Origin of the sequence: Taishania pollutisoli (assembly GCF_014518315.1) — a bacterium.
Classification (GTDB): Bacteria; Bacteroidota; Bacteroidia; order Flavobacteriales_D; family Crocinitomicaceae; genus Taishania; species Taishania pollutisoli.
In genome coordinates this window covers 360,792-380,629 of sequence record NZ_JACVEL010000001.1, presented here as the reverse complement: position 1 = coordinate 380,629, position 19,838 = coordinate 360,792, and the positions used below count along the sequence as shown (strand labels likewise).

The following is a 19,838-nucleotide window of genomic DNA, read 5'->3' as shown; positions in this document are numbered from 1 at the left end:
ATGCTATTTTTGCCTATCATTAATTGAAAATAAAAATGAGAACGGATTTATACACTCATCCAGATTATTACAACGTGGATGATTTGCTGACAGATGAGCAAAAATTAGTTAGAGAAGCTGCCCGTGCATGGGTTAAAAAAGAAGTTTCTCCTATTATTGATGAACATTACGAAAAAGCGACATTTCCAAAACACCTGATCAAAGGATTGGGTGAAATCGGTGCTTTTGGACCTTATATTCCTGAGCAGTACGGAGGTCCGGGACTGGATCAGATTTCTTATGGATTGATCATGCAGGAATTGGAGCGTTGCGATTCCGGTTTGCGTTCAACGGCATCTGTACAATCTTCGTTGGTGATGTATCCGATCTGGAAATACGGTTCGGAAGAACAACGGATGAAGTACCTTCCGAAGCTTGCAACAGGTGAATTCATGGGGTGTTTCGGTTTGACAGAGCCGGATCACGGATCAAATCCGGGAGGGATGATCACCAATTTTAAAGATGCCGGAGATCACGTGATCCTGAACGGTGCAAAAATGTGGATTTCAAATGCTCCGTTTGCAGATATCGCAGTTGTATGGGCGAAAAATGAAGAAGGGCGTATCCACGGATTGATCGTTGAGCGTGGAATGGAAGGATTCACAACTCCTGAAACCCACGGTAAATTGTCCTTGCGGGCATCAGCAACGGGAGAGTTGGTATTTGACAACGTAAAAGTTCCGAAAGAAAATATTTTACCGGGAAGATCAGGTCTGGGAGCTCCTTTGAGCTGTCTGGATTCGGCTCGTTTTGGTATTGCGTGGGGAGCATTGGGGGCAGCAATGGATTGTTACGACCAGGCATTGCGTTATTCCAAAGAGCGTGTGCAGTTTGGTGTTCCGATCGGTGCATTCCAGTTGACACAAAAGAAATTGGCTGAAATGATCACGGAAATTACAAAAGCACAGTTGTTGTTGTTGCGTTTGGGGCAATTGAGAGATGCCGGAAAAGCAACTTCAGCACAAATTTCTATGGCAAAACGCAATAGCTGTGAAATTGCATTGAACATTGCACGTGAAGCACGTCAGATCCACGGAGGTATGGGAATCACGAGCGAGTATTCCATCATGCGCCACATGGCCAATCTGGAATCTGTCGTAACATACGAAGGAACACACGACATTCACTTGTTGATTACAGGAATGGATGTGACAGGTTTTTCCGCGTTTACACGAGAGATGCCGGAATTGAAATAAACTAATACTGTAAAGGACGATTTGTTCTTTTTAATATTAAAACCAGTGTGGGCAGATGATTGAATTATCTGCCCTAACTGTTATCTGAAAATCAATCATGCAAAAACTGACAATTTACAATAGTTTAACGGGAAACAAGGAAGAATTCAAACCAATACACGAGGGAAGGGTAGGGATGTATGTCTGCGGACCTACATTGTACAGTGAGCCGCACATGGGAAACATGCGAACGTTCATTAATTTTGATTTGGTATACCGTTACTTGTTAAAATTGGGTTATCAGGTAAAGTATGTGCGTAACATTACAGATGCCGGACACATTACAAACAGTGCCGGAGAAGATGTGGATAGTATCGGAAAAGCAGCACGCTTGGAACAGGTGCAGTCGCTGGAAATTGTTTACAAATTCAATCGCAAATTTATAGAGCTGCAACGGATTTATAATTTATTGCCTCCGAGCATTGAGCCCACAGCAACACAACATATCCAGGAACAGATCGAGATCATTGAAAAAATTATAGAAAATGGTTTTGCATACGTTGTAAACGGATCTGTTTATTTTGATGTAAAAGCTTATTCGGAAAAATTTAATTACGGAATTTTAAGCGGCAGGAAAGTTGACGAATTGGAGGAAGCGACCAGGGAATTAAATGCACAGGGTGAAAAACGCTTTTTTGCTGATTTTGCACTGTGGAAAAAGGCAAATCCGGAAGACATGCAAATCTGGCGTTCTCCATGGGGAAACGGAAACCCTGGCTGGCACATTGAGTGTACAGCGATGAGTACAAAATATTTAGGTAATCACTTTGATATTCACGGAGGAGGGATGGATTTGAAATTCCCCCATCACGAGGATGAAATTGCGCAAAGTTGCGGTTCATTTGGCTGTAATCCTGCAAATATCTGGATGCATGCGAATATGTTGAATGTAAACGGACAAAAAATGAGTAAATCCTTCGGCAATTTCTTTTTACCGATGGAAATCATTGAAGGAACGACAGACATTTTTGACAAAGCATACAGTGCAAATGTGGTGCGTTTCTTTATGATGCAGGCACATTATCGTTCGACGATAGATGTCTCCGGAGATGCATTGGCCGCTTCAGAAAAAGGATTCCAACGATTGAAAGACGCATTGGTATTGTTGCCGAAACTAAAAGTGACTGATCATTCTACTTTTGATGCACCATCACTTGTTCAGTCATTGTATGATGCAATGAATGATGATTTCAATGCACCAATTCTGATTGCTCGGTTATTTGATGCAGTCACACACATTAATAAAGTAAACGACGGCGCGGATACGATTACAGCAGGTGATCTGAAACTGCTGACAGAAGAAATGGAAAGCTTTGTGTATGATGTTTTAGGATTGCAGTCGGAAGAATCTGGTTCAAATGACCGTTTATCTCCGGTAATGGATCTGGTACTTGAGTTACGGGCAAAAGCACGTGAAAATAAAGACTGGACTACTTCTGATCAGATTCGTGATGCCCTTGCAAAAGCAGGAATCGTTGTGAAAGATTCAAAGGAAGGAACTTACTGGAGCTGATGTGAGGTTGAATTATGAATGTTCAATTATCAATTACTCAATTATCAAGAGTTACGATTGGAGTTTTCGTTTACAGTAATTGTATTTTCATCATTTGATAATTAACCCATTGATAACTGATAATTCCAAAACCGTACTAAACGGTTTACCAAGTACAAATGTTAAAAATCATTTAAAAAGGCAAAATATTCATACTAAACCGATAAATATTCATTTGCCAAATGTTGTTCAAATCTTTCGGTGTACTTTAGTGTCAGAAATAAGGAGAAATAAATCAGGTTACTTCTTACGTTGCTTTGACATAATAAAGATGGGGGCACTGCTTGGAGAGGCAGGTTTCATTTTCTAGTTTGATTAAAGAGTATAACAGTTCTTATTCCTCATTTTTATTCTCATACGCATCAGGCGTAAGAAGTACCTGTTTTGTTATTATTAAAGAAATTACAACTGCTCTACATACAGAAAACTACACTTTATAAATTAACGTACTGCTAACTGGTACTTTTGATTGAATAGGGAGTTGAGAAATCAACTCTTTTTTCTTTTTATAGGGTACAAAACCGGTCTGCTTGGACTTGCATCATTTTCGAAGGGGGCAACCTGCAACGAAAGTAGGTACATTCCGTCAGCAACGGTATCCGGAACAAAAATCAATTCAGTGATTGTTTTATGAAATTGCGGGTTTTCAGGGACTTGCCAGAATGCATGATGCATTGCAAGTACTCCGTTATCCGATTCCCGGTCAACGGAAGGTAAATCCAATAATAAATGTTCGATTCCTGCTTCATTCAGTACGTCGATGCAGCTGACGTCCATGTATGCAGGATTCGTGGAAGAATAATCCCGGTCCAGTTTGGCTGTTTCATTGGGAAAAGTACGAATTAGCAAGGCACTTGCCATTTTGCCTCCGATTTCTTTTTTCAGTAGCTCTTTTGTGATGACGCGATCACCGTTTTCGATTGTTTCGGGCGTAACAGAGATTAAGAGCGCCTCAAAGATAAATTCCTTTAAATGTTCATTAACAGAATAAACCTCCCGGGTAATGTGTCCCAGGCATTCGGTATGTGTCCCGTTTCCATGCGGGTTAAAAAAGATATTTCTAAAATTGACACTTCCTCCTTCTGCCACACTCCCGACAAAACCATTGGCATGTACAGGCTCAATTACAGGAGAATTTACATACCATGCTTTTGCGTCTGCAGATGTACCACCCATCGGAATGGAAATGTCAATTCCTTCCTGTGTGTCAATGTAGTCGGTGTCGTTCAGAAACAGTTTCATAATTTTTTTGCATTAAATGTACACAAAACTATGAAATTCAATTCTGTCAAAATCAATGGAATTATATAGTGCGATAAAATTTATAAGATAAATCGTTTAGTTCACCTAACTTTCTCTTTTTTAGTAAGATATTAATTTTTAGCGTTTTATACCTAATGGGGTCTGTGGTATTGATATTTTTTAACTTCCGTATAGTTCCTGTCGGGTTTTCTCGTACAGCACCATCCCTGCTGCTACACCGACATTTAAAGACGCAATTTCACCACGCATCGGAACTTTTGTGGAAATGTCACTCATATTAATTAAATCCTGTGTGATACCACTCTCTTCCGATCCCATGACAATGGCTACGGATCCACGTAAATTTGTTTCGTACAAGTTACTTTTCGCTTTCTCCGTACATGCAATGATACGAATACCGCTTTGTTGGAGGTAGAACAGTGAATTTTTCAAATCATCTGTTTTGCAGACTTTGATTCTGTTCAATGCACCTGCTGATGTCTTAATTGCATCGGAGGTAACCAATGCGGAACCTTTGGAAGGAATCAGAATAGCGTCTACTCCCTGGCATTCAGCTGTGCGGGCAATTCCTCCGAAGTTGCGAACATCTGTAATACGATCCAGGACAAGAATATTCACTTTTTTACCGGCAGTCAGCAGCTCGTCGGCCAATGTTTCTATGTTTCCATATTCAACCGGAGAAACATAAGCAATCACTCCCTGGTGATTATTCTGCGTAATTCCATCCAGCTTTTGAGACGGAACATATTGCAGGTTAAGATCCTTTCCTTTCAGAGCTTCTTTCAGTTCAAAAAATAAATCTTTATTGATTCCCTTTTGAATCAGAATTTTGTTGATCTCCCGATCAGCTTTTACTGCTTCAATAACCGCGCGAACCCCGAAAATGATGTCTTTATCTTCTTTGCGCTGGTACTTTTGATCTCTATCTCTCATTTAAAATGTAATATCGAAAACGATGGTGATTTCTTCGTGTACAGATTTTGCAACAGGACATGCTTTTGCTGCCCGAGAAACTTTCTCCTGCTCTTCTGAGGTCCAGCCATTACCACTCAAATCCATTTCAATAATGATTTCCGTAATTCTTCGCGGAGCTGTTCCCATGATTTTTGTTACCTCTGCCTCGCCATGTGTGTAGTTTAAACCATGCTCGTTGCAATAAATTCCAATGATGGAAAGCATACAGGATGCATAAGCAGTTGCAACCAGGTCAGTAGGGGAGAATGCTTCTCCTTTCCCGTGATTATCAACAGGCGCATCTGTAAGAATCTCTGTGCCTGATTTCAAGTGTGTGCATTTGGTACGTAAACCACCCAAATATTCAACTCTGGCTGTACTCATAATCGTTTTGTTTTGAGAACAAAGGTAGGTAAATTAATGCTGACATTGCAACAGATGACACGTGTGTTTTTTTTAAATGATAAATCTCTGATTGTTAAAATAGTTACTATATTTATAAACAACAATTAAAATTACAACTATGAGTTATTACAAAACTATTGACGGGAAGAAGTACGATGGAAAATTAATCGAACTGGCCGATGAATTAATTGCAGGCTCCGGAGACGGACGCATTTCGACGGAAGATGCCAAACAGCTATTGGAAGCGGTAAAGGATGGAGATGCGTATACAGACATTGAAAAAGATACCATGTCGTATTTGCGGGAGCATTATAAATGGACAGAAGCTGCAGACGAGTGGTTCCGGACGGAAATCCGGAAATGGGCTGCAACGAAGTAAATCATATTGAAATAAATTACATGAATCCTGTCTGATGAGGGCAGGATTTTTTGTACAATATGTGAACGTTGAATATAGCTCTGTAGTACAGATTACTTCCTTCCCTTGGGGAGGGGATAGAATTTTTTCTCATACACGTTGAAAATCAGGAAAAAAACTGTTAGTTTGGTCGCAGATTATTGACCCCTTTATGAAAACATTATTGATTGTTGTTGCATCCATCGGATTATTCAGTATAACCCCGTCACAAAGTACGACTGCTTATATTTGCAACAGTCCTTCCGCCAAAAAATATCATTATTCCAAAACCTGCAGAGGTTTACAGAAATGTACCCACGAAATCAAGAAGACAACCGTCGATAGTGCCAAAAAATCAGGATATACAGTCTGCCTGATTGAAAGCTAATGCATCACACTGGATAACCAACGTTCCATTGTTTCAACGGAAAATCCTTTGCGTTTCGCCAGATCTTCCACCTGGTCGTTTCCGATTTTCCCCAACCCGAAATACTTTGCCTGCGGATGCGCGAAATACCACCCGCTGACAGAAGCTGCCGGGAACATGGCCAAACTGTCTGTTAGTGTGATTCCAACCCGTTCAGCAACGTTCAATAAACTGAACAATCCTGTTTTTTCCGTGTGATCCGGGCAAGCAGGATAGCCGGGGGCCGGACGGATTCCCTGATACGATTCTTTGATCAGTTCTTCATTATTGAGTTGCTCATTGGAAGCATAACCCCAATAGTTTTTACGAACTTCTTCGTGCAGGTATTCAGCAAATGCTTCGGCAAAACGATCTGCCAATGCTTTGAGCATAATGGAATTGTAATCGTCGTGATTGGCTTCAAACTCCTGTATGTATTTCTCAATTCCCAAACCGGAAGTGACTGCAAATCCACCAATGTAATCGTGAATCCCACTTTCTTTTGGTGCAATAAAATCCGCTAAAGCGATATTGGGTTGCCCCTGTGCTTTTTTTGTTTGCTGCCGCAATGTGCGTTGAATGTGAATCACTTCAGTTGGTTGCTCCGGGTGGTAGATTTCAATGTCATCCCCGATACTGTTTGCCGGGAATAGGCCGATAATTCCTTTCGGTTGTAACCAATTCCCCCGGATTATTTTTTCCAGTAAGTTATTGGCATCTTCAAACAATTTAGTGGCTTCCGTTCCAACGATCTCATCTTCCAGGATGCGTGGAAATTTACCGTGGAGTTCCCAGGTTTGAAAGAACGGTGTCCAATCGATGTAGTTTACCAATGTTTCAAGGTTCACACTTACTTCCTGAACCCCCAGAAAATTCGGACGGATACAATCTGCCTGTTTCCAGTCGATTTGAAATTTATTGGCTCTTGCAGCTTCCAGCGACAGAATTTCTTTTGCTCCCCGGTGCTTTTCATGGTGTGCACGTAATTTCGCATAATCAGCTTTCAGTTCTGTAACAAAATTTTCTTTTTTGCTACCCAACAGACTTTCAACAACAGTAACACTTCGCGAAGCATCCAGTACGTGAACCGTTTGATCTTTCGTATAATGTTGCTCAATTTTTACGGCTGTGTGTACCCGCGAGGTCGTTGCTCCTCCGATCATGAGCGGAATGGAAAGGTTGGCGCGTTCCATTTCTTTTGCAACAGTAACCATTTCATCCAGTGATGGTGTAATTAATCCGCTCAGTCCGATCACATCTACCTGGTGATTAATGGCTTCCTGGATAATTTTTTCCGGTGGAACCATTACTCCCAAATCGATGACTTCGTAATTGTTGCAGCCGAGTACAACACCCACGATATTTTTCCCGATGTCGTGCACATCTCCTTTGACCGTTGCCATCAATATTTTTCCGGCACTTGATGTAACTCCGTCTTTTTCTGCTTCAATATAAGGCAATAAATAGGCAACTGCTTTTTTCATCACCCGTGCGGATTTCACTACCTGTGGCAGGAACATTTTCCCGCTTCCGAACAGGTCTCCGACGATGTTCATTCCATCCATCAACGGACCTTCAATCACTTCAATTGGTCGTTTAAACTGGTGACGGCATTCCTCTACATCTTCATCAATAAAATCGACGATCCCTTTTACCAATGCATGAGAAAGTCGTTCATTGACTGGTTGTTTTCTCCAGGTCAGGTCAACTTCTTTCTTTTTTCCGTCTCCTTTTACGGTTTCAGCATATTCCAGCAATCGTTCTGTTGCATCCGGTCTGCGGTTGAGCAATACATCCTCAATGTAGACCATGAGCTCTTTGTCTACTTCATCGTAAACCTCCAGCATGGTTGGGTTCACAATTCCCATGTCCATCCCGTTTTGAATGGCATGATACAGAAACGCGGCATGCATAGCTTCGCGTACGGCGTTGTTCCCTCTAAATGAAAATGAAACATTGGAAACACCTCCGCTGACATGTGCTCCGGGCAGGTTTTCGCGAATCCATTTGGTCGCACGGAAGAAATCCAGCGCATTATTATTGTGTTCTTCCATTCCCGTTGCAACAGGGAAAATATTCGGATCGAAAATGATATCTTCTTTCGGAAATTTGACCACATCGACCAATATGTCATAAGAACGCTTACAAATTTCGATTCTTCGTTCGTAACTGTCCGCTTGTCCGGCTTCATCGAATGCCATCACAATCACAGCAGCACCATATTTTTTAATCAGTTTGGCATGATGAATAAAGTTTTCTTCTCCCTCTTTCAAGGAAATAGAATTTACAACGCCTTTTCCCTGCACACATTTCAGTCCGGCTTCAATGATTTCCCATTTGGAACTGTCAATCATTACAGGAACGCGTGCAATATCCGGTTCGGAAGCAATTAAATTCAAAAATCGGATCATGGCTTCTTTTCCATCAATCATCCCTTCGTCCATATTGACATCGATGATCTGAGCACCTCCCTCAACCTGGTCTCTTGCTACAGCCAGTGCAGCTTCGTAGTCACCATCTTTGATCATTCGCAAAAATGCCTTGGATCCGGTCACATTGGTGCGCTCACCGACATTGACAAAGTTGGATTCTTTTGTAACAATTAATGGTTCTAAACCTGATAACTTTAATGTAATTTCCATTGGGGAATACTGATTATAAGTATTGAATTATAAATAGGGTTTTAATTTTGATTTAAGTTTTAAATGATCAGTTATCAATTTTCCAATTATCAAGGGTTGTGATCGGTATGTTCGTTTTCAGTGATTGAATTTCCATCATTTGATAATTAATTCATTGCTAATTGATAATTGCACATTCACATTTCAACAGTCACCACCCTCGGCTGATAGTTTTTTGCTAATTCTGCAATTGCTTTAATGTGGTCCGGAGTTGTTCCGCAGCATCCACCAATAATATTAATGATTCCGTCATCCAGAAACTCTTTGATTTGTTCCGCCATTAATTCCGGTGTTTCATCGTATTGTCCGAATTCATTAGGCAATCCTGCATTCGGGTGAGCACTTACCCCGAACGTCGTATTCTTGCTCAGAATTTGCAGGTAAGGGCGCATCATGCTTGCTCCCAGTGCACAGTTCAAACCAACGGAAAGTAACGGAAAATGTTCCATCGAAATCAGGAACGCATCTGCTGTTTGACCTGTCAATGTACGCCCGGATTGATCTGTAATTGTTCCTGAAATCATTACCGGAAGTTCGGTAGCTCTCTCTTCAAATACATCCTGAACAGCAAATAATGCCGCCTTTGCATTGAGTGTATCAAAAATGGTTTCGATCAATAAAATATCCACACCGCCATCCATTAACGCATGGATTTGTTGTTTGTAAGCCGTTACCAGTTCATCATAGGTGATCGCCCGGAACCCGGGGTCATTCACATCCGGTGAAATCGAAGCCGTCCGGTTCGTCGGACCGATAGAGCCCGCTACAAAACGCGGTTTATCAGGGTTCTTCGCAGTAAATTCATCGGCTACTTCACGGGCTATTTTTGCACTGTGATAATTGATGTCATAAACAGCACGTTCCAGATCATAATCCGCCTGTGCAATCGTCGTTCCTGAAAACGTATTGGTCTCGGCAATGTCTGCGCCTGCTTCAAAATACGCGCGGTGAATTTCTTTAATGATTTCAGGACGTGTCAATGACAATAAATCATTGTTTCCTTTAAGTGGCTTGTGATGATCGTCAAACCAACCTTTTCGAAAGTCTTCTTCTTCCAGCTTGTAACGTTGAATCATCGTCCCCATCGCGCCATCCAGAATGAGGATCCGTTGTTTAATAATATCGTGTATTGAACTCATAGTTGTCTGCAAATTAATCAGAACCTAACTATGAAAAAAGACGGGAGTTAACCATCAATCACTTATCTTTTCCGCCGGCTGACGAATAGGAATTGGCACCTTTTCCGTATCAACAGATAGGTTGCCAAGGTTTCAAAGGGCCTGTCCCTCCACCTTTCTTCATAAGTTATGGCAATGAACTTTTTTACAAAGTTAGAAAGTATTTTTATTAATAATGATTCTAAAAAATAAAAAATGTAAATAAACGTATGTAGTATTCAGCATACCTTTGTGTTTAGTGAATGAAACAGTCGTCTACTTATCAATTGTTCCGGATGAAAAAAATAGTTGTTTTAACGGTGGCTTTAATTGCTTCCGTTTCCTGCTCCAAGGATAAAAAGTCAGCATCTGCCGCGGTGAAAATGCAGGATTTTGTGATTGACATTTCTGCCTACGCCCGGCAGTCAGACCCTGATTTCATCATCATCCCGCAAAATGGAATCGAACTGGCATTTAACGGACTGGAGCCGGAAGAAGGTCTGCACACAGTGTATATGAATGCAATTGACGGATTCGGAGTGGAAGAATTATTCTACAACGGGACTGCAAATACAACAGACGAACGCTATGATTACTTGCAGCAATTAAAAACGACAAAGAAAATCATGGTTTCGGAATTCGTGAGTAATGATGCTGATATTCCGGATGCGTACGCAAAAAATGATGCGGAAGGATTTGTTTGTTTTCCCAGAAGTAATGACAACTATTATTACAATCATGTTCCCGGGAGCATTCACCAGGAAAATGCAGCAGACATCAATCAGTTGTCAGATGTGAACAACTATTTGTACCTGATCAACCCGGAGAATTTTTCTTCCAAACAGGACATGATCAATGCATTAGCCCTTACCAATTACGATTTATTGCTCATAGATCTGTTTTTTAACGGAGAATCACTGACAGCATCGGAGGTCAATCAACTCAAAACCAAAGCGAATGGTGGGAAACGTCTGGTCATTTCCTATATGAATATCGGTTCTGCCGAGAAATACCGGTATTACTGGCAAAGCAACTGGAAAAAGAACCGTCCGGGATGGATCAAAAAGAAATACGACGGGTATGATGATGAATTTTGGGTGAAATTCTGGCACAAAGACTGGCAAACGATTATTTACGGAAATGATGATTCCTACACGAAAAAAATACTCAATGCAGGTTTTGACGGCGTGTACCTTGATAATGTTGAGGCCTATTATTTTCTATATCATAAAGAATAATCTTTTCTGTCATCTTTCCGTGCATTCTTATTTCATAATTAAAATGGAAATAATAACTTTGCAAAAACTTTACAATGGAAAATAATACCCCTGCAGTTTTAGTTCTTGAAGATGGTACTACATTTCACGGGAAAGCGATCGGAAAAATAGGTACAACAACCGGAGAAATTGCTTTCAATACAGGGATGACAGGTTATCAGGAAGTCTTTACAGACCCTTCTTATTTCGGACAAATTTTGATTATGACAACTGCACACATCGGAAATTACGGTGTTCACGCAGAAGAAGTTGAGTCTGACTCCATGATGATTGCAGGTTTGGTAACCAAGAAATTTTCGCCTAATTTTTCCCGCACATCTGCAAACGGTTCATTGGGAGATTACATGGTGCAGTACGAAAGAGTCGGAATTTCGGATATTGATACCCGTGCATTGGTCCGACACATCCGACACAAAGGAGCAATGAACGCGATCATTTCTTCCGATAACCTGGACGTTGATTCGCTGAAAGCGGAGTTGGCAACGGTTCCTTCCATGGACGGATTGGAATTGTCTTCTAAAGTATGTACCAAAGAAGCATACGAAGTGCAACCTGAAAATCCAATCTGCAAAGTCTCTGTTGTCGATTTCGGAATCAAGAAAAATATTGTTCGTTGCCTGGTAGAAAGAGGTGCGCATGTGAAAGTATTCCCGATGGATGCAACATTGGAAGAATTGAACAGCTTTAATCCGGATGGATATATGTTGTCCAACGGCCCCGGTGATCCGGGAGCAATGCCTGCTTCGATCGAATTGGTGAAACAAATCGTCAATGCAGGAAAACCGGTATTCGGAATCTGTTTGGGACATCAGTTGTTGGGATTGAGCCAGGGATTGAAAACGGTGAAAATGTTTAACGGACACAGAGGAATCAATCATCCGATTAAAAACCTGAAGACCGGAAAAGGAGAAATTACCTCACAAAACCACGGATTTGTAATCTCTAAAGAAAGCCTGGATGCCAATGCGGCAATTGAACTGACACACATTCACTTGAATGACAATACAGTGGCAGGAATAGCATTGAAAGACAAACCGGTTTTTTCCGTTCAGTACCACCCGGAAGCATCTGCCGGTCCACACGACTCAAGGTATTTATTTGATCAGTTTATAACCAATATAAAATCACACAAAGCATGAGTTACATTGTAAAAATCGTAGGGAGACAAATTCTGGATTCAAGAGGGAATCCGACAGTCGAAGTAGATGTTGTTACTTCTAACGGAATTGTAGGAAGAGCAGCTGTTCCTTCAGGTGCATCTACCGGAATCCACGAAGCGGTTGAGTTGCGTGATGGTGATAAATCGGTTTATTTGGGAAAGGGAGTTCTAAAAGCTGTTGCGAATGTCAATGGACCGATCAATGATGAATTGGTTGGAATGGATGTTACAGAACAGAAGATTATTGATAAAACATTACTGGAGTTGGATGGAACAGAAAATAAGTCCAACCTGGGGGCAAATGCAATCCTTGGAACGTCATTGGCTGTTGCACGCGCAGCTGCACAGGAATGTGGGTTGAGTTTGTTTCAATACATCGGTGGAGTAGGAGCTGTAACGCTTCCTGTACCAATGATGAATATTTTGAACGGAGGTTCGCACGCGGATAACAAGATTGACATCCAGGAATTCATGGTGATGCCGTTTGGTGCATCCAGTTTCTCAGAAGGATTGCGTTGGGGAACGGAAATTTTCCACCACCTGAAAAATGTACTGAAAGAAAAAGGAATGTCAACAAATGTTGGAGATGAGGGAGGTTTTGCACCGAACTTAGGTTCTAACGAAGAAGCAATCCAGGTGGTATTGGAAGCTATTTCACGAGCAGGATACAAGCCGGGAGAGGACGTCTGGATCGCATTGGATGCAGCATCTTCCGAATTCTACAAAGAAGGAAAATACGTATTTGAATCTACCGGAGAATCCCGTACTTCCGAAGAAATGGTTGCTTTCTGGAAAGAATGGTCGGAAAAACACCCGATTATTTCCATTGAAGACGGTTTGGCAGAAGATGACTGGGCAGGATGGAAATTGTTGACAGAAGCAATTGGCGATAAAGTGCAATTGGTTGGTGATGACCTGTTTGTTACCAATACAAAACGTCTGAAAAAAGGAATTGAAGAAGATACAGCCAATTCAATCCTGGTGAAAGTAAACCAGATCGGGACATTGACAGAAACAATCGAAGCGGTACAATTGGCAACTGCTAATTCATATACCTCAGTGATGAGTCACCGTTCCGGAGAAACAGAAGACAATACAATTGCGGACTTGGCCGTAGCACTGAACTGTGGACAAATCAAAACGGGATCCGCATCACGCAGTGACCGGATGTCAAAATACAACCAGTTACTGAGAATTGAATCAGAATTGGGAGAAGCCGCAGTCTACCCGGGAAAACGATTTAAGTTTATCAAAAAATAAAAACAGTTAAGTTTTCTTTGTTAAAGACTTAGAATGCAGGAGCTCAACAAATTTGTTGGGCTCCTTTTCTTTTTTAGGATACCAAGAATGGATAAAATATTACCGCAATATGAATGACGGATTGTGTTAATTTTAAGGCAACGTGAAAGAAAATTGAACGTCTACTTTAAAACTAATACGAAGCTCCGCATGAAAATCATTGCTTTATCCTTCTTTTTCACCGCCCTTATTAATGTGTCTTTTTCACAGACAACGAGTGACCACCAGGAAAATTCCTCAAATAAGTTGTTTTTTACACAGTGTTTGATCAATAATCTGACAGAGGCGAACATGGACGAGTTAAAGGCAAGATTAAGTGCGAACACAGAAATAAAAACAATTCGCATTAACCCCGAAGAAAAACGATTGTTCATTCTAACAAATCCAATCGAAACGTTAAACAATTCCATTTTACTTGGATGGATAGGAGACTTTTCCGATACAATCTCATGCATTGAGATCGGAGTATGGGGAGTTGATCAAGTAAGTACCTTCCCTTTCTCTAATTGCGAATAAACAGATATGACGATGATGAAAACCTCGATACTAAGCTTATACCTGATACTGTTCTTCACAAGTTGTAGCTTTTATAACCTGTATGGGCAGCAAATTGATGTTTTTGGCCCGACCGGATCAGCTCAGACGTATACCGTTCCCCCTTGTACTGAATCAATCAGTGTTGTTTTATCAGGTGCCGGAGGAGGTGGACCAAACGGAGGATTGGGAGCCGTTCTGGATCTTACTGTTCCTGTTCAACCCGGAGATGAAGTGACGATCATTGTCGGTGAGACTGCTACAGGTGTGGCTGGCGGATATCCGAACGGAGGGAACGGACAAACAGCGAATAACACAGGGAATGCCTCTTTTGGAGGAGGAGGTTCGTCAATGATCTATGTAAATGGTGTGCTGGTAGCAGTTGCCGGAGGGGGAGGAGGTACCGGTGGTGGTACCCAGGATTCCGGAGGTGCTTCCGGAGGATGTAATACCGGATCAGGAACGGCAGGTGCACCTTTTGGTGTCGGTGGTGGAAATGCTTCACAAACTGCCGGAGGAGCAGGAGGTCCCCCGTGGATTTCTTCCGGAAATTCCGGCCAGCCGGGGTCTTCCATGCAGGGAGGAAACGGCGCTACGGATCCTTGTTATAACAACTCCCCGGGAGGAGGAGGTGGTGGTGGTTACTTTGGCGGCGGCGGCGGCGGAAGTGACTGCTTTGGTTCTTCTCCGTATGGTGGTGGAGCTGGTGGTGGCGGATCAAGTTACAATCCGTCCGGAGATCCGTGTACTCCCGCACAAAATGCCGGGAACGGACAAGCGGTAGTTACTGCTAATGCAGGTGTTGCTGCATCTAATTCAGGGCCATATTGTGTAGGGAGTACGATTCAACTAAATGCAACTGCAGGAGCGGCATCCTATGAATGGACAGGGCCGAACGGATTTACTTCCAACCTGCAAAACCCGACAATCCCGAACGCAACGATAGCAAATGCCGGAACATACACATTGATCGGTGTGGGAACCGGATGCGATGAACCTTCGACTACACAGGTTGTTGTGGTTGCACCCCCTACACCAAACGCGGGACCAGATACCGTGATATGTCTCGGACAACCGATTCCGTTGAATGGAACGATCACAGCAGGTTCTACAATCGCATGGACAGTAAATACGACTAGCATAACGCCTACGCCAACGGTAACGTTCCAACCGAATGCATCATCAGTGTCGCCTACAGTAACGGTGAATCAACCGGGAGTTTATACATTTACATTATCGGAAAATAACGGGGTTTGTCCTGCCGTGACAGATCAGGTGCAGGTAACAGTTTCAAGAACAACCCATACGACGAGTTGGACGGGGCCTTCCTGTGCCGGAATGACAGACGGTACAATAACCGTTACAAATCCGGATGCTGTTGAGTACAGCTATGATGGCGGAACAACCTGGGTTACAAATGCTACACAGGGAGGGTATGGAGTAGGAACATATACGGTTTTTTCACGTAATCAATACGGTTGCTCATTCAGTTCCAGCGTTACGATTACTGAACCGGATCAGCTGTATGTATTTGCATCCGAAGATACGTTGATTTGCCAGAATGGTAGTGCTGATCTGGTTGCTTATACAAGTGCTCCGGGAATGACAACGCTGTATCACTGGAGTCATACAAGCAGTACCGATTCTGCTGTTACAACCGTTCCCCTTACAAATAATTTAACCATTGAAGTGTATGCGGAAGGTCCGGGAGGATGTCTTTCCGATACAGCAGAAATAATTGTTTCCGTACGACCACCACTGTCAGGAACGATTTCTCCCTACGATACCATTTGTCCGGGATACCCGACTACCATCGGTGTTTCTTATATCTCCGGAGGTTTGGCTCCCTACAACATTTTATGGGATACAGGAGATATAACAAGCGGAGCTTCCTCTATGGAGATAACTGTCAATCCGCCGCAAACACACATGTACACAGTGACGATAACGGATGTCTGTGAAACAACACCATTGGTACTATCGACACAAGTGTATGTTGCACCACTTCCGGTACCGCTAATGAGTGCAGTGGAGCCGGAACTTTGCGAACCGGCAGTATTTGAAATTCATTATGAAACGGATGCTGCAATGACGCAAAGTTATGTGTGGTATTACCCGACGGGAGAAAGCGCGATTAATGAACCGGTGATCTATACAGATACATTAATGGAAGGTAAATATAATGTCCAGTTGATTGTAACGTCTCCGTTGGGTTGTATCGACTCAGTGACCATGATTGACTTCTTAACCGTTCAGGCAAAGCCAGTTGCTGATTTTTCCTGGAGTCCGAATCCTGTTTTGATGTTCAATACAGAAGTTCATTTCCAAAATTTATCGCATTTGGATGTTGAATACGATTGGTCACTTCCCGGGGCTGTTCCGTCTTATTCTAACCTGGAGCGTCCAAAAGTAACGTATCCGGACGGAGAGACAGGAACGTATCCTGTAACACTGATCGTTACTTCTGAGATGGGATGCACAGACACCATAACAAAAAATTTGATCGTGTACCCGGAAGTAACATTATATGCTCCCAATACTTTTACTCCTGATGGCGATGAATACAACCAAAACTGGAAAGTTTATATCCAGGGAGTTGATGTGTATGCCTTCAATCTTCAGGTGTTTAACAGGTGGGGAGAAATGGTATTCGAAAACCATGATAGCAACGAAGGGTGGGACGGGATGTACAATGGAAAACCTGTTCCGACGGGGATGTACACCTGGAAGATTTCTGCCCGCGATATTCACAATGACGGGAAGTATGAATGGAACGGGTATGTAACCATCCTGCGGTAATTGGTCGAATTCATGATAATGCATTGTATAGCTGAAATTTGTTGAACGGGATTTTCTGTCTGTTGTTCAACAAATTTCTTCTGTTTTGTGACGCTACTTTCTTAGTTTTATATTAAATTCGCCAGTGAAAATTCTGATTCAATAATTTAATAGATTTAACATGAAAGTAACTGTAGTAGGAGCAGGAAATGTTGGGGCAACATGCGCTGATGTACTTGCTCACCGGGAAATTGCCAATGAAATTGTTTTACTAGACATCAAAGAAGGATTTGCAGAAGGAAAAGCATTGGATATCTGGCAAACAGCTCCAATTAATTTGTACGATTCACGGGTAACGGGATCTACAAATGATTATTCCAAAACAGCTGATTCAGATGTAGTAGTTATTACATCCGGATTGCCAAGAAAACCGGGAATGTCTCGTGATGACTTAATCGCTACGAATGCCGGAATTGTTAAATCAGTTACGGATAACATCATTAAATACTCTCCGAACGCAATTATTGTTATTGTATCAAATCCATTGGATGTGATGACATACTGCGCGTACCTGACTGCAAAAGTTGACTCCAAAAAAGTATTTGGTATGGCAGGTATTTTGGATACAGCCCGTTACCGTGCATTTTTAGCGACAGAATTGAATGTATCACCGAAAGACATTCAGGCAGTATTGATGGGTGGACATGGAGATACAATGGTTCCGCTTCCTCGTTATACAACAGTTGGAGGAATTCCTGTTACAGAACTGATTGAGAAAGATAAACTGGATGCCATCATTGAGCGTACAAAAGTAGGAGGTGGAGAAATCGTTAAATTATTGGGAACATCTGCATGGTATGCTCCGGGAGCTGCTGCTGCACAAATGGTAGAGGCGATCGTAAGGGATCAAAAACGTGTATTCCCTGTTTGTGCATGGTTGCAAGGTGAATATGGTCTGAAAGATATTTACCTGGGAGTTCCTGTAATTCTTGGTAAAAACGGAATCGAGAAGATCATCGAACTGCAATTGACAGAAGATGAAAAAGCGTTGTTGGACGAATCTGCGACTGCAGTGAAAGATGTAATGAACGTATTGGATGGAATGAACCTCTGATTCGTCGACTATACATATTGAAAGGCTGTTATCACTTTGATGACAGCCTTTTTTGTTGGTGTTACCGCGTTGTGATGCAAGCCGTGACATTGTTAAATAAAAAACGCATTGATATACCCGTTATTTTTATTTCACTACCTAAATGAATTAAATTTGTGTGCTCATTATGAGGTGATTACTATTTGTGTAGGAGGTTATCCATAAGGCTACTTAAAAAACAAACTTGCATCTTATTCATTATGAAAACACACGTATGGGGAATCATCTTCTGGATTTCCGGCATTTCTTCGTTAGGTTTCGCACAGCTTGCATCCTGGCCCTTATCGACGGATATTAACGGTACAGGAGGCGCCGGAATTATTGCTCACCCTGTCGCTTTCGGGTCAGGTTACAGCGCCCCTAATACATTGTTGTATGATTTTGGAACGAATTGTGGCTGCTCAGGGCTTCGGATCTGGAACTGGAGAGTTACCGGGTCACCGGCGCCGTCTTTAAATGCAAATACAGCTCTTAGCCAAAACCGGTATGTTGAATTTTCTTTTACCAACAATACAGGTGGTCCTGTTACAGTCAACCAGTTTTCGTTCGAAGGAAGCGGTGCGTTAAGCACAAATTGCAGTTCTTCGATTCCATATGGTTATGTACGTTGGTTAGTTGATGAGGTACATGGAACAACAACACAATGGATCAGAAACCCATCTACCTGTTCAGCAGAGCACCCTCTTACATTGACAGGGGCCAGTGGAAGTTGTTACAGTTATAGTCGCCCTTCTGCAGCTACGTGCTCCTCTTCCTCTCCTCCGGGGTGGACACTTGCTACTCCGGTGACGGTTGCTTCCGGAAACAGAATGCGTATCCGTATTTATGTAGCAACCTCCAGTGACCAGAATGCATGGAGATTGGTATTGAGAAATGTAACCATTACAGGAGCTAACCCATTAGCTGTTGCATTGAAGGAATTTAATGCCGGTTGTGGAAATGACGGGACAGAAGTAAACTGGGTAACTGCCAGTGAACAAAACGCCTCTCATTTTGATTTAGAGTACAGTAGAGACGGTGCCAGCTGGGAACGAGTGACCCGGGTTCCTGCCCATGGTAACTCTACAGTGATAAGAACATACGGATTCAAAGACATTGCACGCTTTGCCAGCCCTTTTTATTACCGTTTACGTCAATTTGATTTTGACGGGATGGAAACAGTGTACGGCCCCATTGTTGTCAATTGTGAAACGAAAGAAAAGAACCTGATGGTATTTCCCAATCCTTCTTCGGGGGCATTTACAGTAATAATGAATGCTCCAGAACTTTTGGAAGACGCCGCGATTGTTATCTACGATCTGAGTGGAAAACAATTATTAAAACGACCTGTTTCGGATCAGTTGAGTGGAACACACATCATCTATTTTGAAGAGGATCAATTGGCATCCGGAACCTATTTACTCGTTTTGAAAAGCAAGTCGGGAAATAACTTTTCCCCCGTTAAGTTGATCATTCACTAATTGATAAACTCTCATCAATCAAAATACCGGTTTTTATAAACTGGTATTTTTTTTGCCGTGTATTTTTCTGAAAGTAACCAATTAAAGTC

General features: G+C 42.1%; 16 protein-coding genes and 1 riboswitch. Of the genes, 11 read left to right on the top strand and 5 right to left on the bottom strand.

All coding sequences use genetic code 11. The annotated features are described in order from the left end of the window. Window positions 1-35: 35 nt before the first annotated feature. Both H9Y05_RS01605 and cysS read left to right on the top strand, forming a co-directional pair. On the top strand, window positions 36-1,235 hold the full coding sequence (locus H9Y05_RS01605) for an acyl-CoA dehydrogenase family protein (RefSeq protein WP_163492360.1): 1,200 nt from the start codon (window positions 36-38) through the stop codon (window positions 1,233-1,235). A 97-nt stretch (window positions 1,236-1,332) separates the two neighbouring features. Further along, window positions 1,333-2,787 (top strand): cysteine--tRNA ligase, encoded by a 1,455-nt coding sequence (gene cysS, locus H9Y05_RS01600; RefSeq protein WP_216713317.1) that lies wholly within the window; start codon window positions 1,333-1,335, stop codon window positions 2,785-2,787. 528 nt (window positions 2,788-3,315) lie between these two features. Here cysS and H9Y05_RS01595 read toward each other — a convergent pair. The 3 genes from H9Y05_RS01595 to H9Y05_RS01585 all read right to left on the bottom strand — a co-directional run bounded on the left by H9Y05_RS01595 (window position 3,316) and on the right by H9Y05_RS01585 (window position 5,427). Beyond that, on the bottom strand, window positions 3,316-4,068 hold the full coding sequence (locus H9Y05_RS01595) for a cyclase family protein (protein ID WP_216713316.1): 753 nt from the start codon (window positions 4,066-4,068) through the stop codon (window positions 3,316-3,318). A gap of 180 nt (window positions 4,069-4,248) precedes the next feature. After that, entirely contained in the window at window positions 4,249-5,022 is a 774-nt protein-coding gene (rlmB, locus tag H9Y05_RS01590; protein WP_216713315.1) for a 23S rRNA (guanosine(2251)-2'-O)-methyltransferase RlmB, read from the bottom strand. Next, entirely contained in the window at window positions 5,023-5,427 is a 405-nt protein-coding gene (locus H9Y05_RS01585; RefSeq protein ID WP_163492364.1) for an OsmC family protein, read from the bottom strand. Window positions 5,428-5,566: 139 nt separating this feature from the next. Between H9Y05_RS01585 and H9Y05_RS01580 the strand changes: the two genes are divergently transcribed. Both H9Y05_RS01580 and H9Y05_RS01575 read left to right on the top strand, forming a co-directional pair. Further along, window positions 5,567-5,827: a hypothetical protein gene (locus H9Y05_RS01580; protein WP_163492365.1), complete on the top strand. Its 261-nt coding sequence runs from the start codon at window positions 5,567-5,569 to the stop codon at window positions 5,825-5,827. A 190-nt stretch (window positions 5,828-6,017) separates the two neighbouring features. Continuing rightward, complete coding sequence (locus H9Y05_RS01575) at window positions 6,018-6,233, top strand: hypothetical protein (RefSeq protein WP_163492366.1); 216 nt, start codon at window positions 6,018-6,020, stop codon at window positions 6,231-6,233. On the opposite strand, the gene metH is transcribed toward H9Y05_RS01575, so the two are convergent. After that, entirely contained in the window at window positions 6,230-8,893 is a 2,664-nt protein-coding gene (gene metH, locus H9Y05_RS01570; RefSeq protein WP_163492367.1) for a methionine synthase, read from the bottom strand. The genes H9Y05_RS01575 and metH overlap by 4 nt on opposite strands. A gap of 176 nt (window positions 8,894-9,069) precedes the next feature. Further along, a complete protein-coding gene (locus H9Y05_RS01565) occupies window positions 9,070-10,071 on the bottom strand; it encodes a homocysteine S-methyltransferase family protein (RefSeq protein ID WP_216713314.1) in 1,002 nt (333 codons plus the stop codon). Window positions 10,072-10,130: 59 nt separating this feature from the next. Further along, a riboswitch (SAM riboswitch) is annotated at window positions 10,131-10,239 on the bottom strand. Window positions 10,240-10,385: 146 nt separating this feature from the next. Here H9Y05_RS01565 and H9Y05_RS01560 point away from each other — a divergent pair. The 7 genes from H9Y05_RS01560 to H9Y05_RS01530 all read left to right on the top strand — a co-directional run bounded on the left by H9Y05_RS01560 (window position 10,386) and on the right by H9Y05_RS01530 (window position 19,749). Continuing rightward, a complete protein-coding gene (locus H9Y05_RS01560) occupies window positions 10,386-11,327 on the top strand; it encodes an endo alpha-1,4 polygalactosaminidase (protein ID WP_216713313.1) in 942 nt (313 codons plus the stop codon). Window positions 11,328-11,401: 74 nt separating this feature from the next. Next, window positions 11,402-12,505: a glutamine-hydrolyzing carbamoyl-phosphate synthase small subunit gene (gene carA / locus H9Y05_RS01555; protein ID WP_163492370.1), complete on the top strand. Its 1,104-nt coding sequence runs from the start codon at window positions 11,402-11,404 to the stop codon at window positions 12,503-12,505. Further along, window positions 12,502-13,785: a phosphopyruvate hydratase gene (gene eno, locus H9Y05_RS01550; protein ID WP_216713312.1), complete on the top strand. Its 1,284-nt coding sequence runs from the start codon at window positions 12,502-12,504 to the stop codon at window positions 13,783-13,785. The genes carA and eno overlap by 4 nt, the downstream gene beginning before the upstream one ends. Before the next feature lie 189 nt (window positions 13,786-13,974). Then, the gene (locus H9Y05_RS01545) at window positions 13,975-14,340 is read left to right on the top strand and encodes a hypothetical protein (RefSeq protein ID WP_163492372.1); all 366 of its coding nucleotides are present in this window, start codon (window positions 13,975-13,977) and stop codon (window positions 14,338-14,340) included. A gap of 12 nt (window positions 14,341-14,352) precedes the next feature. Then, window positions 14,353-17,157: a T9SS type B sorting domain-containing protein gene (locus H9Y05_RS16440; protein ID WP_163492373.1), complete on the top strand. Its 2,805-nt coding sequence runs from the start codon at window positions 14,353-14,355 to the stop codon at window positions 17,155-17,157. A 160-nt stretch (window positions 17,158-17,317) separates the two neighbouring features. Then, window positions 17,318-18,250, top strand: coding sequence for a malate dehydrogenase (gene mdh, locus H9Y05_RS01535; protein WP_163492374.1), 933 nt, complete (start codon window positions 17,318-17,320; stop codon window positions 18,248-18,250). Between the two features lie 239 nt (window positions 18,251-18,489). Next, entirely contained in the window at window positions 18,490-19,749 is a 1,260-nt protein-coding gene (locus H9Y05_RS01530) for a T9SS type A sorting domain-containing protein (protein WP_216713311.1), read from the top strand. The last annotated feature ends 89 nt before the right edge of the window (window positions 19,750-19,838 follow it).

Bases quoted from the DNA above. Each gene is read 5' to 3' on its own strand.
- H9Y05_RS01565 (WP_216713314.1), bottom strand. From the start codon at position 10,071: ATGAGTTCAATACACGATATTATTAAACAACGGATCCTCATTCTGGAT.
- cysS (WP_216713317.1), top strand. From the start codon at position 1,333: ATGCAAAAACTGACAATTTACAATAGTTTAACGGGAAACAAGGAAGAA.
- mdh (WP_163492374.1), top strand. From the start codon at position 17,318: ATGAAAGTAACTGTAGTAGGAGCAGGAAATGTTGGGGCAACATGCGCT.
- H9Y05_RS16440 (WP_163492373.1), top strand. From the start codon at position 14,353: ATGATGAAAACCTCGATACTAAGCTTATACCTGATACTGTTCTTCACA.
- H9Y05_RS01530 (WP_216713311.1), top strand. From the start codon at position 18,490: ATGAAAACACACGTATGGGGAATCATCTTCTGGATTTCCGGCATTTCT.
- carA (WP_163492370.1), top strand. From the start codon at position 11,402: ATGGAAAATAATACCCCTGCAGTTTTAGTTCTTGAAGATGGTACTACA.
- eno (WP_216713312.1), top strand. From the start codon at position 12,502: ATGAGTTACATTGTAAAAATCGTAGGGAGACAAATTCTGGATTCAAGA.
- H9Y05_RS01575 (WP_163492366.1), top strand. From the start codon at position 6,018: ATGAAAACATTATTGATTGTTGTTGCATCCATCGGATTATTCAGTATA.
- H9Y05_RS01560 (WP_216713313.1), top strand. From the start codon at position 10,386: ATGAAAAAAATAGTTGTTTTAACGGTGGCTTTAATTGCTTCCGTTTCC.
- H9Y05_RS01580 (WP_163492365.1), top strand. From the start codon at position 5,567: ATGAGTTATTACAAAACTATTGACGGGAAGAAGTACGATGGAAAATTA.
- H9Y05_RS01595 (WP_216713316.1), bottom strand. From the start codon at position 4,068: ATGAAACTGTTTCTGAACGACACCGACTACATTGACACACAGGAAGGA.
- rlmB (WP_216713315.1), bottom strand. From the start codon at position 5,022: ATGAGAGATAGAGATCAAAAGTACCAGCGCAAAGAAGATAAAGACATC.
- metH (WP_163492367.1), bottom strand. From the start codon at position 8,893: ATGGAAATTACATTAAAGTTATCAGGTTTAGAACCATTAATTGTTACA.
- H9Y05_RS01545 (WP_163492372.1), top strand. From the start codon at position 13,975: ATGAAAATCATTGCTTTATCCTTCTTTTTCACCGCCCTTATTAATGTG.
- H9Y05_RS01585 (WP_163492364.1), bottom strand. From the start codon at position 5,427: ATGAGTACAGCCAGAGTTGAATATTTGGGTGGTTTACGTACCAAATGC.
- H9Y05_RS01605 (WP_163492360.1), top strand. From the start codon at position 36: ATGAGAACGGATTTATACACTCATCCAGATTATTACAACGTGGATGAT.